The organism is Nitrosomonas communis, from assembly GCF_024102715.1.
In the GTDB taxonomy this organism is placed as follows: Bacteria; Pseudomonadota; Gammaproteobacteria; order Burkholderiales; family Nitrosomonadaceae; genus Nitrosomonas; species Nitrosomonas communis_B.
The window spans coordinates 1-15,110 of record NZ_JAGFJM010000143.1; the positions used below are offsets into that span (position 1 = coordinate 1).

12 protein-coding genes and 1 pseudogene are annotated in these 15,110 nt (G+C 48.4%); 5 read left to right on the forward strand and 8 right to left on the reverse strand.

The window, feature by feature from the left end; genetic code table 11:
- From J5I83_RS14035 to trpE, 4 genes and pseudogenes are all read left to right on the forward strand, one after another.
- A pseudogene (locus J5I83_RS14035) lies at positions 1-113 on the forward strand (IS5/IS1182 family transposase); the annotation flags it as partial.
- Between the two features lie 99 nt (positions 114-212).
- Positions 213-890 (forward strand): ribulose-phosphate 3-epimerase, encoded by a 678-nt coding sequence (rpe, locus tag J5I83_RS14040; RefSeq protein ID WP_304057257.1) that lies wholly within the window; start codon positions 213-215, stop codon positions 888-890.
- A 34-nt stretch (positions 891-924) separates the two neighbouring features.
- Positions 925-1,659: a phosphoglycolate phosphatase gene (locus J5I83_RS14045; RefSeq protein ID WP_304057260.1), complete on the forward strand. Its 735-nt coding sequence runs from the start codon at positions 925-927 to the stop codon at positions 1,657-1,659.
- A gap of 102 nt (positions 1,660-1,761) precedes the next feature.
- Positions 1,762-3,234 carry an anthranilate synthase component I gene (gene trpE / locus J5I83_RS14050; RefSeq protein WP_304057263.1) on the forward strand — a complete coding sequence of 491 codons (1,473 nt, stop codon included), beginning with the start codon at positions 1,762-1,764 and terminating at the stop codon, positions 3,232-3,234.
- Positions 3,235-3,246: 12 nt separating this feature from the next.
- Here trpE and J5I83_RS14055 read toward each other — a convergent pair whose 3' ends face one another.
- The 8 genes from J5I83_RS14055 to J5I83_RS14090 form a co-directional block, all read right to left on the reverse strand.
- Positions 3,247-4,251 carry a ribonuclease T gene (locus J5I83_RS14055; RefSeq protein WP_304057265.1) on the reverse strand — a complete coding sequence of 335 codons (1,005 nt, stop codon included), beginning with the start codon at positions 4,249-4,251 and terminating at the stop codon, positions 3,247-3,249.
- 45 nt (positions 4,252-4,296) lie between these two features.
- Positions 4,297-5,757 (reverse strand): D-alanyl-D-alanine carboxypeptidase/D-alanyl-D-alanine-endopeptidase, encoded by a 1,461-nt coding sequence (dacB, locus tag J5I83_RS14060; RefSeq protein ID WP_304057267.1) that lies wholly within the window; start codon positions 5,755-5,757, stop codon positions 4,297-4,299.
- A gap of 55 nt (positions 5,758-5,812) precedes the next feature.
- On the reverse strand, positions 5,813-6,148 hold the full coding sequence (locus tag J5I83_RS14065; protein ID WP_304057270.1) for a hypothetical protein: 336 nt from the start codon (positions 6,146-6,148) through the stop codon (positions 5,813-5,815).
- Positions 6,149-6,199: 51 nt separating this feature from the next.
- Complete coding sequence (gene sucD, locus J5I83_RS14070) at positions 6,200-7,075, reverse strand: succinate--CoA ligase subunit alpha (RefSeq protein WP_304057272.1); 876 nt, start codon at positions 7,073-7,075, stop codon at positions 6,200-6,202.
- Between the two features lie 3 nt (positions 7,076-7,078).
- Entirely contained in the window at positions 7,079-8,248 is a 1,170-nt protein-coding gene (gene sucC, locus J5I83_RS14075; RefSeq protein WP_304057274.1) for an ADP-forming succinate--CoA ligase subunit beta, read from the reverse strand.
- Positions 8,223-11,912, reverse strand: coding sequence for an ATP-binding protein (locus tag J5I83_RS14080; protein WP_304057277.1), 3,690 nt, complete (start codon positions 11,910-11,912; stop codon positions 8,223-8,225). Before J5I83_RS14080 ends, sucC begins: the two co-directional genes overlap by 26 nt.
- A complete protein-coding gene (locus tag J5I83_RS14085) occupies positions 11,909-12,703 on the reverse strand; it encodes an aldolase (protein WP_304057279.1) in 795 nt (264 codons plus the stop codon). Before J5I83_RS14085 ends, J5I83_RS14080 begins: the two co-directional genes overlap by 4 nt.
- 408 nt (positions 12,704-13,111) lie before the next feature.
- Entirely contained in the window at positions 13,112-13,852 is a 741-nt protein-coding gene (locus J5I83_RS14090; RefSeq protein ID WP_304057340.1) for a pteridine reductase, read from the reverse strand.
- Between the two features lie 73 nt (positions 13,853-13,925).
- On the opposite strand from J5I83_RS14090, the gene J5I83_RS14095 reads away from it, so the two are divergent.
- The gene (locus tag J5I83_RS14095; protein WP_304057282.1) at positions 13,926-15,110 is read left to right on the forward strand and encodes a class I SAM-dependent methyltransferase; all 1,185 of its coding nucleotides are present in this window, start codon (positions 13,926-13,928) and stop codon (positions 15,108-15,110) included.

Sequence of the window (15,110 nt, forward strand, 5' to 3'; positions counted from 1 at the left end):
TCGCATGGTTGGAAAAATGCCGTCGGCTGTGGAAAAATTGTGAACGTAAACTCAACACCAGCCTACAGTTCGTCCATCTTGCTTTCTTGGCATTGTTACTGCAAAGACTTTGAACAGACTCTAAGAAGCGAGCCACAGAAGATTAACATTAACGCGAAATGCTCATTTACGGTTAAAATGCACGATTTAATTTCTGAGAGGTTAATTCAATCATGTATCGCATCGCTCCGAGTATTCTATCGGCAAATTTCGCCAAATTGGGCGAAGAAATCACCAATGTGCTCGATTCGGGCGCGGATATCATTCACTTTGATGTCATGGATAATCACTACGTCCCCAATCTGACGATTGGCCCGTTGGTATGTGAAGCAATACGCCCACTAACCAACGCAGTGATTGACGTGCATTTGATGGTTGAGCCGGTGGATCGCATTATTCCTGATTTTGCCAAGGCAGGCGCTAACATTATTTCTTTCCACCCGGAAGCATCCAATCATATCGACCGCACGATCGGTCTAATCAAAGAACAAGGATGCAAAGCAGGCTTGGTCTTTAATCCCGCTACACCACTAAGTTATCTCGATCATGTCCTGGATAAACTGGACTTAGTCTTGATCATGTCGGTCAATCCCGGCTTCGGCGGTCAAACATTCATCCCGGAAGCGCTTAACAAATTACAAGCCGTACGTAAGCGCATCGATGCCAGCGGCAAAGATATTCTGTTGGAAATCGACGGTGGTGTAAAAGTTGATAATATTGCTGAAATCGCGCGGGCAGGTGCGGATACTTTTGTTGCTGGATCAGCCATTTATGGCGCTGGCAAAGACAGTGACCCCCATCGCTATGATACGATCATCTCAGCAATGCGCGCAGAGCTAGCAAAAATTTAGTATTGATTTTTACCTACCACCCTAATAAAAACGAATGGATCAGAATAATTTGCAACGCACTGACTGCTGTACCACAGAAATTGAGTTTCCTCTCCAGATTAAGGCTGTCGTCATCGATTTGGATGGCACGCTGCTTGATACAGCCATGGATCTCGCCTTTGCCGCGAATAAGATGCTACTTGAACTGGGCAAACCGGAATTACCGCTCGCTACCATCCAATCCTTCATAGGAAAAGGCATTCAGAAATTGGTGAAACGTTCGCTGACAAATAGCCTGGAAAATGAGCCAGATCCTGAATTATTCACCAAAGCTTTGCCTATTTATGAGCGAAATTATGGTGAAAATTTGTATACTCATACCCACCCCTATCCGGGGGTGGTTGATGGATTAAATGCGCTCAAAAAGGAAGGGTTTCAGCTAGCCTGCATCACCAATAAAGCTGAAGCATTTACTTTGCCATTGCTACGTGCAACCAACTTGCTGGATTATTTCGAGATCGTATTGTCGGGTGACAGCTTGCCAAAAAAGAAACCAGATCCCATGCCATTGCTGCATGCCTGCAAACACTTTCAAATTGAACCTTGTGAATTATTGTTAATCGGCGACTCTCTCAATGACGCGATTGCAGCAAGGGCAGCAGGCTGCAATATCTTCTGCGTGCCCTACGGTTATAATGAGGGGCAAGACGTACGCAAGCTAGACTGCGATGCAATCATTGCTTCACTGCTTGAGGCATCCAAATTAATAAAAAAACGAATTAGCAGTTAACAAGGCGTGCTGAATAATTTTCCATGGCAGTCACGTCGCTCTATATTCTGGATAAACAATCTGCTTGATGCGCATCATTCTTTTTTTCGATGAGGTAAGCGTGTGACTCAAAGTGAATTCAATGATTTGGTAGCACAGGGCTACAACCGCATTCCTCTGGTACTGGAAACCTTTGCTGATCTTGATACACCGCTTTCAGTTTATCTCAAACTCGCCAATCAACCCTATTCCTATTTACTGGAATCAGTACTAGGTGGCGAGCGTTTTGGGCGATACTCTGTCATCGGGTTGCCTACAAAGACGCGCATAGAGGCGTATGGCAATAACGTCGAAATCATTGGGTATTCTGGCTCCAATAAAATCAATGTTGAAAATGTGCTGGACTTTATTGAATCCTACCTTGCTCATTTCAAAATTGCCCCCTACCCCGGCCTACCTCGTTTCTGTGGAGGGCTCGTTGGTTATTTTGCCTATGACACAGTACGTTATATCGAACCAAGACTGGTCGGCCATGCGCGCCCTGATACGTTGCATACACCGGATGTGCTGCTCTTGTTATCCGAAGAATTGGCCGTAGTTGATAATCTTTCTGGCAAACTTTATCTCATCATCTATATTGATCCAGCATCAGATAATGCTTATCAAGCAGGAAAAAACCGGCTAAAAGAGCTGTTGAGCAAACTGCGACAGCCATTAACTATTCCCATTGAGAAACCGAGCAGTCCCAGTGCTGCCGTGTGTGAATTCAGTGAAGCTGATTTCATCGCAGCCGTGGAACGGGCAAAACACTATATTGTCGAAGGGGATATCATGCAGGTCGTCCTTTCACAACGTACCAGCAAATCTTATTCAGCTTCCCCGCTTGCGCTTTATCGCGCGCTGCGCAGTCTTAATCCCTCCCCCTACATGTTTTATTATCATCTGGATCATTTTCATATCATTGGCGCCTCTCCCGAGATTCTGGTGCGGCTTGAAAATAACATGGTAACAGTGCGACCAATCGCCGGGACGCGTCCGCGTGGCAAGAGTATGCAGGAAGATTCAGCACTGGCGGCTGATTTGCTAGCAGATCCCAAGGAACGTGCCGAGCATGTCATGCTGATGGATTTGGGGCGTAATGACATCGGGCGTGTCGCCCAAACCGGCACAGTCAACGTCACTGAGAACATGCAAATCGAACACTATTCGCATGTCATGCATATCGTTTCCAATGTGGAAGGCCAACTCAAGCCCGGCTTGAATGCAATCGATGTATTACGCGCCACTTTTCCAGCGGGTACGGTCAGTGGCGCACCCAAGGTCAGGGCAATGGAAATCATCGATGAATTGGAAATTTCCAAACGTGGTATTTACGCCGGTGCAGTCGGTTATCTGGGCTTCAATGGTGATATGGACCTGGCCATTGCAATTCGTACCGGTGTGATCAAGGATGGCAAATTACACGTCCAGGCAGGCGCCGGCATTGTTGCCGACTCAGTGCCCCAGAACGAATGGATTGAAACACAAAACAAAGCCAAAGCCATCCTGCGTGCCGCTGAGATTGCCGAGAGCGGACTGGACAGTCAACTCGATTAGAATATTATGCCGCTACCGGCTCAGTCCAATCGCATCGATCTGGAAAGCCGCTCCACAATTTGAACCACTCTGGACGGGTGCATTCGCCATCAACCTTTCGAGATCTTCCCCCATTGTCAGCTCAGCACCCAGACTCATCTGCACTTCCACCAGCATGCCCTGCTCACATTTCAATTTAACCCGCTCGCGCGCCGCTGCTCCGAGGACAGCCGCTAGCCGATTTAAAAAATCATCAGTACGCACTGACTGTCCAATTCTGCGATTCATGAAATAAGCCATACCCGATTCATTGAATTGACGGGTTAGATCCACTGACAGATCAAAATATTCCTCCATTGACCAAGCTGTCTGGCAAGTCCCGTGCTTATGCCACTCATGACGTTCGAGACAAGAGCCTGCTTTGACGCTCGGCATGACTTCCGCCAATGAAACATGAGAATCTACATCTAATTTGATTTCCGGATAATCACAAAACTTGTCTCTCTTGGCACGAATCTCGCCGCAAAACCCATAACTAATCCCGCATTGCCGTTTATTGGGCCATAAGCCGTGCAGGGTAAAATGCCGCGCTTGATAAGAGGCAGGATCGTTAAGCTGGCACTCTGTTTTTTCGGGTTTCGTTTCACAAAATGCAGGTTGCCACGAGAGTGCGAGTACATAACTATCCAACTGACCAGCAATGTTGCAGACACTGCTTCCTGTTGCGTTATCTTGTCCAGTCTGGAACTGACCACATTCGGCGCTGACCCAGCGTGCCTTAGGATTGGCGTTAGGCACGATAATTCGATACCAGCTAGGGCGATCAGCTCTATTGACCTCAAGTGTCTCATAATCTTCACCCGCCATTATCTGGACATGGTCCGGGTTGGTCAGCTTATTTTTGGAAACATAGGCTGGGCATGATTGCTGCGCAGAAAAAAGCCCTGTTACTTTATCTGCCCAGCTCGCAGACACATAACTGATACCCAGCATCAGCAACAACATGCGCAAAGCAGCACTCATTCTTGCAGATATCATTCTTCTCTCCTCTCTATATCGATCCGATACGACATACAGCGATTCTTATGCTCTTTCGTACACCCAACTGATCAATGCATCCATGGCCGAGCGGGCGTTACCTGCTTGTGGATGATTGACAAAGAAAACAACCACGATACGTCTGTCTTTATGGTCCAGTAGATAGCCAGCAATCGCCGATACCTCATTAAGCGTACCCGTTTTCATATGTGCCTTCCCTGCAACCAGCCCCCCCCTGAAGCGGTTTTTCATGGTGCCATCTACTCCGGCAATCGCCAAGGAGGAGATGAATTCAGGCATCACCGGACTTAGGAATGCAGTTACCAGGAGTTCCCCCATCTGGTATGCGCTAATACGCTCCTTACGCGATAATCCAGAGCCGTTCTCCACAACCAGATCAGAAAAATTTAGGCGCTTAGCAAACAGCCATCGCTTAATAGCCATATCGGCCTGATCCGGCGAAACTGATGTGGTGCCATTGGGCGAAATGGCCGTTTCCCCGAGCGCCAAATAGAGCTGCCGGGCAGCAACGTTATTGCTGAATTTATTGATTCCGCGAATGATGTCTGCGAGTGGCGGTGATTGATACACTCTGAGAGGCGATATTCCTGCTGGCACCATACCATTGCGCACGGCACCACGAAATGAACCACCTTGCTGTCCCCATAACTTTTTAAACAAGTCATGCACATAAACCGAGTTTTCGTACAAGCTCATATGATAGGTATTCTGGCCACACTGACTCGAATAATCACCATTGAGAATAACTGTCATCCGGTCATTATTTCCCTTCTGTTTGCGCACATCGATACTAAGCTGATTACGCCAGTCACCACAATGATTGCGAGTCAGCTTCAAATTATTCTGTAAATCGAGCAAATCCGAAGCAGGATCAACTACCACGCGCACGCTGTTATTGTCTGCCTGAGGCATCAGATGCAAGGCTGAGGCGCGATAATTGACCAATATCGCCTCTGGAAAAACATTATAGGTTTTGTAGCGATCACCATCAAAAGCACCCGGGTCACCCGCCGCAACATTGTAATAGCTGGTATCCAGAATCAAATCACCCGTGATTTTTTTCAGACCAGTCTGCCGGATCTGGCGAACCAGTAACCAGAAATTTTCCAGATTGAGATGAGGATCGCCGTACCCCTTGATTGCCAGATCCCCATGTAAAACACCATCTTCCACCTTGCCCAGCGCATAAATTTCAGTGCGCCAACTGTAGGCAGGACCAAGTAGTTCCAAACCGGCATACGTCGTTACCAATTTCATCACAGAGGCAGGATTCAAGGCCATCTTCGAATTGACTGCAAGCATGGGTCGTTTGGCATTCACATCTTTGACATAAATACCGATCGCTTCCTCCGGAATCCCCACTCGCTTTAATTCCTGGCGGACAGTATCCGGAATGGCAGCAGATAGAACAGGTAACGCGACCAATGTTGAAAATACTAATAAAAAGGCAAGCGTGGCAGTTAATCCGGGCTTTAAGCTGGTCAAAAATGACTTCATCTGAATTAGCCAAGGTTGAACAATTTCGCGTGTTTGCACTTAACTAGCGTGCACCACGGCAAATGGCAAAGCCATCATCCCATCCCATCCGGTACTGCCCGTCGTCACGATAGCGCTGTTCATCCTTGTACCCATAGCGTGTTTTTTTCGCAGTTTCACAACCATCGATGTAACCCTCCTTGGTCGCAGGAGGATAACCACTGAGATTATAGGCTGGTCGCGTACTGGGTGGTAAAGAACCCGCCGGACGCTGGGCTGGCGCCGGCGTTATCTGTGATTCAGGCTGGGGTCTGACAGGCTTGGGCGATGGCGGGTATGGCCCAGTCGTTGCACAACTTGCAAGCAAAATAATGAAACTTACTACTGAAATTCGATGCATTACTCACTTCCTTTTTTATCTTTTATCTACAATTATTTGATATCCACATTGTCACAATACTGACTTGAGCAATTTACCCATTTCTGCCGGATTACGCGTGACACGAATGCCGCATTCTTCCATGACAGCGATTTTCTCCTGGGCAGTTCCCTTACCGCCCGCAATAATCGCTCCTGCATGTCCCATACGCTTGCCCGGCGGTGCTGTCACCCCCGCAATAAAGCCAACGACAGGTTTTTTCATGTTGTCTTTAACCCAGCGCGCACAATCCTCCTCATCCGAGCCGCCGATCTCGCCTACCATTAATACCGCATCGGTTTCATCATCTTCATTGAACAGTTTCATCACATCGAGGTGCTTCAACCCATTGATCGGATCACCACCGATACCAATGCAGGTAGATTGCCCTAACCCTAATGCCATGAGTTGTGCAACCGCTTCATACGTTAGCGTACCGGAGCGGGAAACCACCCCAATGCGCCCTTTTTTATGAATATAACCGGGCATGATACCAATCTTGATTTCATCGGGCGTGATGATGCCAGGGCAATTTGGCCCAATCAGCAGTGTTTTCCGTCCCGCCATCTTATAGCGGGTGCGCAGCATATCACGCACCGGTATCCCTTCCGTGATGCAGATAACCAGATCAAGATCTGCCGCCACCGCTTCATCAATCGCTGCCGCAGCAAAAGCAGGGGGAACATAAATGACCGAGACAGTCGCACCGGTAGCTTCCTTGGCCTCCTGCACGGTGGCATAAATGGGAATACCTTCAAACTGTTCACCCGGTTTATTAGGATTGACGCCCGCCACGAAACATTGCTGCCCATACGCATACTCACGGCATAGCCGGGTATGAAACTGCCCTGTTTTACCGGTAATGCCCTGTGTAATCACACGGCTATGGCGATTAATCAGGATAGACATGATCTAAGCCCCCTTTACTGCTGCACGCACGGCTTTCTCAGCAGCATCGGCCATATTCGTTGCTGAAATAACCGGCAATCCTGATTCAGCCAAAATTTTCTTACCCAGTTCCACATTGGTCCCTTCCAGACGCACAATCAACGGTACCGACAACTTCACTTCTCGCGCAGCAGCCGTGACACCTTCAGCAATGACATCACATTTCATGATGCCACCAAAGATATTGACCAAGATAGCCTGCAATTTTGGATTGTGCAGCATGATTTTAAACGCCTCAGTCACCTTATCAACAGTCGCCCCGCCCCCCACATCCAGAAAGTTGGCTGGATTACCGCCATAGAGCTTGATGATATCCATCGTGGCCATAGCAAGTCCTGCGCCATTTACCAGACAGCCAATATTACCATCCAGTGGAATATAAGAAAGTCCATGCTTGGCAGCTTCGATTTCCATCGGATCTTCTTCATCCAGATCACGCAAAGCGACGATATCAGGATGACGAAACAAGGCGTTATCATCGAAATTCATTTTTGCATCCAGCGCCAGCACCTGACCATCATTGGTCACGATAAGCGGATTAATTTCGAGCAGCGAAGCATCCGTCTCGTCAAAAGCCTGATAAAGACCTTTCAGTAAAACTTGCGTGGCCATCACACTGGATGCGGGGATGCCGATTTTGTGCGCTAGCGTCGCTGCATCCTGATCAGTCAGGCCGGCTATAGGGTCAATCAGAATCTTATGGATCTTTTCTGGCGTGCTGGCTGCAACTTGTTCGATATCCATGCCTCCTTCCGAACTTGCCATCAGACAGGCACGCTGCTGGCTGCGATCTATCACGATGCCAATATAATATTCATGTTGAATACTTACTCCCTGCTCAATGTAGAGGCGATGCACTACCTGGCCATCTGGGCCTGTTTGTGGCGTGATCAAGGGCTTATTCAGCATGGCTTCCGTCAGTGATCGGATTTCTGCCAGCGATCGTGCTAATTTCACTCCACCTCCTTTACCCCGCCCGCCAGCATAGATTTGTGCCTTTACTACCCAGCTGTCTCCCCCCAGTTTCTGGGCAGCGGCAACAGCCTCATCCATGCTGAAACATACACTTCCCTGCGGTGTTATCACACCATATCGGCGTAAAATTTCCTTAGCCTGGTACTCGTGAATTTTCATCATTACCCCTCAATTGCGATTTATCCAGTGTATCTAGACAAGCTTCCACGGCTGTTATTTCCGCTTCAAAATGCGGCAATAGGTCGGCTAATTCTTTTTCATTGTTATCTTTGGCTGCTTGTTCTATTTTTGCGCACCATTCCCCCAGTCTGACTGCCCCGACCGATCGCGCCGAGGATTTAAGTTTATGCGCGCTTGCTTTGACTTTATCGAACTGGCTGGCTTTGTAGGCAGCACGGAGCTGTTCACTGATTTCCCTGGCATTCGCACGGAAATCCCGCAGAAACTCCTGAATGATTGCAGAATCATTACCTACTAATGCTTCGAGTATACTCACATCCACCGCCATGGTTGACTGGCTGACAGGAATTTGTTCCTTAAGGGTGACAGGCTTATGCTCTGGTGCCTGCAACCATTTTTCCAGGACTGCTTTGAGCTGCTCCAGTTGTACCGGCTTACTTAAGTAATCGTCCATGCCAATAGCGCGGCATTTATCAGCTTCGCCCTTAAGTGCATTGGCAGTCAACGCAATGATTGGAATATGAGTTAGTCCTGTCTTCGCTGCACGAATAGATTGGGTGAGTTGATAACCATCCATTTCCGGCATATGCAGATCAGTCAAGATCAAAGCATAGTCACCACTTTCCCATCGATGCAATGCTTCTCTTCCATCTGCCACCACATCTGCCACATAACCCAGCAAAGTCAGTTGCTGCCGTATGACTTTCTGGTTGATTTCATTATCTTCAGCCACCAGAATCAGTTTACGCTGCTGCAAAGCCTCTTCGCGTGAAGGTGGCGTAATCCGCATAGTACCCTCGAGGGACGGCACTTCTTCCTCCAATTTTGCTCTGCCTGCAGCAGCGGCCACTGCCTGGAGGAACGCTTGACGATACAGGATATTTCCATCCAGCGTAACTGAACCATCTTCCTCAATGCGCCCCCGATGACGCCGACCCCGCTTAACGACGACAAAATGAGGCTTGTCATGCGAATTCAGATTTGACCGAGTGCGGAAAGCTAGTCGCAACTCATTCACTGGCGGCTCCTCATGCCCCGCGTCAATCACCAGTAACCATTGCCCAGAAGAAAGTGTGTTGATTCGCTGACGTGCCGCATCAAGATCAGCCACGCGCTCAACGTTTGCTCCAGCATGCTTCAGATAGGCAACCAGATCATTACCCAAACTATCTTCACCCCCTAGTACTAGACATGAAAGTCCTGTCAGATCAATCACATTCTTGCTAGTAACCGGTTTGGTCGGTGAAAGCTTAAATGGCAGGTGTACACTAAAGGTGGAGCCTTCATCCGGCGTACTGGTTACGGTAATTTCCCCTCCCATTAATTCAACCAGATGATGAGTGATTGTCAGACCTAAACCAGTACCGCCGAAACGCCGTGTCGTTGAAGCATCTCCCTGGCTGAATGGCACAAAAAGACGCGCCAACAACTCTTTATCCATGCCAATACCATTATCAGTTACCTGAAATGCAACGATCACCCCTTCTGGGTTTGATTCGATCATGGTCGCCTGGACCGACACTCGCCCTGGCTGCTGCTGTCTACTGGAAAACTTGATCGCATTGTTGATCAGGTTAACCAGCACCTGGCGTAAGCGCAAAGCATCACCCAATACTTCTTCCGGAATAGTAGGGTCAGTAAACAAAGTCAGTTCCACCCCCTTGCTGGTTGCCATATGCTCCAGCATACTGCACGCCTTTTCTACCACCGTCGCCAATGGAATGGGGGTCAGCTCTATCTCTATCTTGCCCGCTTCGATTTTTGAGAAATCAAGGATATCCTCAATAATTTCCAGCAGTGCAAACGCTGATTCACGGATCAGATTGGTCATTTCCATTTGATAACTGGTCAGGCTCGATTGCTGCAGAACTTCAATCATGCCAATGACCCCATTCATGGGAGTACGAATCTCATGGCTCATCGCCGCCAGAAAAGCTGATTTGGCCTGATTGGCTTGCTCCGCTTCAAGCCGGGCATTTTCCAGATCCTTCATGATTTTTACATGCTCGCGAATATCGCGCATCACACCAGTGAAATGACGCTTCCCGCCTACAAAATACTCACTGACGGCGAGATAGATAGGAATCAGCTCGCCGTTTTTATGCACTCCTTCCACTTCGCGTCCAAGGCCAATACCATGCGAGCCAGTTAAATACGGGCGGCCGACATATTCTTGCCCATGACCAGTCTTGCAATACCGCTCCATGTAATACTCGTGTTGGCTTCGATCCGGCTCAGGAACCAGGATGGCCACATTTTGTCCAATCACTTCATCGCAGTTATAGCCAAACAATTTTTCCATCACCGGATTGACAGATAGCATGACGCCTCTTTCATCGGTCGTGACGACGCAATCCACCATATGCTCGACCACTGAGCGTGTTTCTTCTTCCTTGATGGCCAACTCGGCATTAGCATATTCCAGCTCAGCAGTCCGCTCTGCCACCCGTGCTTCCAGTTCTCGATAGCTGGTATTCAACCGCTCGGTCATGGTATTAAAAGCATTCGCCAGCGTCCCGATCTCATCCCATCCTTTAACCGGTACTCGCTGCCGCAGATCTCCCGATGCAATCGCTTGCGCCCCATCATTGAGTTTCTTCAAAGGTGTCACTACGCGCCGGTTGAACAATAGCGCACCAAGCGTGACAAGAATAAAGGTCAGACCCAGAATCACGAGACCAATGATGCGTACTCTGAATACAGATGCAAATGCTTCCTCCACGTCAATCTGTACCACCATTCCCCAGCTCATACTTGGGAGATAACGCCAGGCAGCCACCACTTCATTGCCTCGATAATCGATAGTCAGCCCACCACCCACTTGACCATCCAGGCTTTTTTTGATGGCAGTAGCAAGAATAGGATCATCCAGAGAAATCATACGTTTTAAGGCGGCATCGGGCTCATCGCGCAAAGGCGCCATCACCAGTGCCTGATGTTTGTTCTCAAGGCGGGTAACGATCGTTTCGCCGCTTTTTCCGAGGCCGACATTATTGGTGAGCACCTCAAAGACATGTTCGCTATAAATTTGCAGGGCAAAAACGCCGTGCGCTTCACCTTCAATGATGATGGGAACAGCGACAAATGCGGCAATGGCGCCTTTTGAAGGCTCGTAATACTCAAAATTCGAGATGCTGCTCTTACGCGTCTCGAGTGCCTGACGAAATACCTGCCCCAGTCCTGTATCCCGATAAGGACCGGTCAGTAAGTTAGTGGCAAAATCAGACTCATGGCTGGCTGAAAAAACAATCCACCCATCCAGGGAGATCAGGAATACATCGTAATACCCTGCGCCTTCGACAATGCGCTCAAAGTGCTCACGATACTTTAAGTCAAGCTCATGATAAATCTCAGAATCAATGCCATGCTGATTAAACACATGGGTGAATTGCGCGATAGCTTCATGAGTGGTCTCTGTTGCCTGAATCAGCACGGCTTCACGCGAACGCTCATGCAGGTAAGAATTAATCTGTTCGACCTTTTTATCAGCAATCGCTGACACCTGCTGGATGGCTGCCTTATGCATCTCGGTCTCAAACGTTTGCAATAGACTATAGCCAATCAGAACAATAGGTAACAGAGCGACCAAGGCAAACCAGATCGCGAAGCGCTGCGTCAGGGAAGCAAAACGAATCAAGCTCATTCTAGCAAGCAATCCGCATTATGCTGCTGTTTCAGGCTGCGGCGCGCATAATAGGAAAATGCGGCTGCGCTGCGTTGTGCACGCAGAATCCAGTCATGTGCTTCACGGCCAAGCTCAGGGTTTATCGGCTTAATTTTGCCGACTGAGGCAGCCAGCAGATGCATGCGCGCAGCCCGCTCAAACGCAAGCGCCAGCAAACAAGCTTCTTCAATACTGCTACAGGCTACCAGCAAGCCATGGTGCGCCAATAATAGAGCACGTTTATTACCCAGCGCAGACGCAATCAACTCACCCTCCTCATTCCCTACCGGCACCCCCGGCCATTTTGGCAGAAAAACCACATCATCATACAGCACGCAATTATCCATATGGGAAATCTCCAAAGGGACTTCCAGCATGCTCAAAGCTGCTGTATGCACAGCATGAGTATGAATGATGCAACGCACATCGGGACGCGCCCGATAAACCCAGGCATGAAAACGATTGGCAGGATTAGCCATACCCTCCCCTTCCAGTACCTGTAAATGCTCGTCGACCAACAACAAATTACCTGCGCAGATTTCGTCGAATCCCAGGCCAAGCCGCTGTGTCAGAAAAGTAGCTGGTTGTTCACTACGCGCCGTGATCTGTCCTGCAAGACCGGAATCATGACCATTATCGAACAGAATGCGGCACGTCAATGCCAACTTCTGGCGTAATGTATAGTCAGCGCCCTGTACGTGCTGCTCCATTTGATCGAAGGCGCGTTGCACCAGTTGATTTTTATCGAGATTGAAAGTGTTATTACCCATGATAGCTTTTCTTTGAGTGCGAGTCATATAGGCATAAAGTGATTGGTAATTATCAGCATACCAAATAATATACCCATTGCGGCAACTATCTTTTTTCTATCAAGCATGATAAGGAATGTCGAGAAGTCGCAAAAAAATTATGATGAGCACCTCAGGCGCAAGACGACAGAACGCGGAGTCGATAAAACGAGCTTTGCAAATTTTGGTGAGATTGCTTATCAAATAGACGGATGAGGAAACAGGTACCGCCCAACACTATGATCGAGGCAATCAGAACACCCCAAAGATCGAACTTGGATTGCCATTAGCGCAATCTAGACTTATTTCTAATCAAGAATAATGCAAAGGTAAACTGCGACATCATGCTGCAGCAAACAGCAAAAAGTAGGCGATGAGTTAGAACCGGCCTCACAAATTAATACTGCGCCCGCCATCCACAGCTATAATCTGACCGGTAATATAAGGCGCATCCGCAATCAGGAAATAAACAGCTTTAGCAATATCCTCTGGCTCGCCCATACGCTTGAGCAGCGTCCTGTCTATGATCTCTTTGCGTAACGATTTATCAATCCATTCTTCATGCTCAGGCCACAGAATAGGGCCAGGTGATACCCCATTCACACGAATGGACGGTGCGAGTTCCAATGCCAGCGATCGGGTGAGTGCAGCCAATCCGCCCTTGGCGGCGTTATAGATGACATAGTTTTTTAGCGGCTGTTCCACATGAATATCCACGATATTGACGATGCAGCCATGCTGTTTTTCCAGATATGGCATCGCTGCTTGTGATAAAAACAAAGGCGCCTTAAGATTACTGCCAATCAAATCCACCCAGGCTTCTTCAGTAAGCTGGCCGATTGGCGTGGGAAAAAAACTGGAAGCATTATTCACCAATGCATCCAGTTTCCCGAATCGCCGGATGGTTTCTTCGATCAAGTCTGACAATCGCTCAATATCCAGCAAATCGGCCTGAATCAATCCAATTGAGTCTGGGCGCATTTGTTCGAGGGCCTGCCGTAACATTTGTGCATCATTCTGAGAAGAACGGTAGTGCACCATCAGCTTTGCCCCCTGGGTATGCAGCTTACAACAAATGGCCGCCCCCACACGCTTGGCCCCGCCTGTGACCAGAATCACTTTATTTTTCACAGTCATCCGCTTTTCCCCTTTCACATACGCTACACTTATTGATTACAATCTACCACAAACCGTTTCATTGCAAATGCCTACCAATACCTTACCTCCCCCCAGCGAAATTGCGCTGCGACATAGTCATGCGTTACAAAATGCTCTTCACGCAAAAATCATAACTGCGGGTGGCTGGATTTCGTTCGCTGATTTTATGGAAACAGCGCTCTATACACCGGGTCTGGGCTACTACAGTGCCGGTGCCGAAAAATTCGGTCATGCTGGTGATTTTGTCACGGCACCAGAAATATCTTCCTTATTTGGTAAAACCATTGCACGGCAGGCAGCACAGGTATTCGAACTGATTGGCGGGAACGACATTCTGGAATTTGGTGCAGGTTCTGGCAAGCTGGCGCTCGATCTACTGCTTGAGCTGGAGCAACTAAACTGCTTACCTCGAAGATACTTTATTCTGGAAGTCAGCGCTGATTTACAGCAACGGCAGCACGAATTATTCGAAAAATATGCACCGCATCTTGCCTCTGTCATTCATTGGCTCACTACTTTGCCTCATGAATTTAATGGACTTATCCTTGCCAATGAAGTGCTCGATGCCATGCCGGTTCATCTGGTGGTATGGCAGAATCAGCATCTCTATGAGCGTGGCGTTACCTCGAATCATGATGCTTTTGCCTGGCAAGAGCGCCCTTTGATTGCCGGAGAACTGTTTGAAATTGCCCAGGAATTACCGCCACACAAGGAGGCAGTAAATCACCATGCTTTCCACTACCTCAGCGAGATCAGTTTAACAAACCGCCATTTCATACGCACCCTGACGCAGTTACTTCACCGCGGTGTCATTTTGCTGATTGACTACGGTTTTGGACAAAGCGAGTATTACCATCCGCAGCGCAGTCAGGGAACATTGATGTGCCACTACCGTCACCATGTGCATGGTGATCCCTTTTATTTGCCAGGATTGCAGGATATCACCAGCCATGTTGACTTCAGTGCGATCACCCATGTTGCATTGCACAATGAGCTTCAGTTGCTTGGCTACACCAGTCAGGCGAATTTTCTGATCAATTGCGGTATTACCGAGATTTTGTCGCAAACACCTGCAGACAATACCTATCAATATTTACCATTGGCCAATCAATTACAAAGATTGGTCAGCCCGGCCGAAATGGGTGAATTATTCAAGGTGATCGCCTTCGGCAGGCAGATTGATCAATCACTATTAGGATTTAGCCGCGGCGACAAAAGCCGCTTATTGTGA

What these genes read in the sequence shown, in the direction of transcription:
- J5I83_RS14065 (WP_304057270.1), bottom strand. Translation starts at nt 6,148, where the DNA reads ATGCATCGAATTTCAGTAGTAAGTTTCATTATTTTGCTTGCAAGTTGT.
- sucD (WP_304057272.1), bottom strand. Translation starts at nt 7,075, where the DNA reads ATGTCTATCCTGATTAATCGCCATAGCCGTGTGATTACACAGGGCATT.
- J5I83_RS14055 (WP_304057265.1), bottom strand. Translation starts at nt 4,251, where the DNA reads ATGATATCTGCAAGAATGAGTGCTGCTTTGCGCATGTTGTTGCTGATG.
- rpe (WP_304057257.1), top strand. Translation starts at nt 213, where the DNA reads ATGTATCGCATCGCTCCGAGTATTCTATCGGCAAATTTCGCCAAATTG.
- J5I83_RS14085 (WP_304057279.1), bottom strand. Translation starts at nt 12,703, where the DNA reads ATGGGTAATAACACTTTCAATCTCGATAAAAATCAACTGGTGCAACGC.
- J5I83_RS14045 (WP_304057260.1), top strand. Translation starts at nt 925, where the DNA reads ATGGATCAGAATAATTTGCAACGCACTGACTGCTGTACCACAGAAATT.
- J5I83_RS14080 (WP_304057277.1), bottom strand. Translation starts at nt 11,912, where the DNA reads ATGAGCTTGATTCGTTTTGCTTCCCTGACGCAGCGCTTCGCGATCTGG.
- J5I83_RS14095 (WP_304057282.1), top strand. Translation starts at nt 13,926, where the DNA reads ATGCCTACCAATACCTTACCTCCCCCCAGCGAAATTGCGCTGCGACAT.
- sucC (WP_304057274.1), bottom strand. Translation starts at nt 8,248, where the DNA reads ATGAAAATTCACGAGTACCAGGCTAAGGAAATTTTACGCCGATATGGT.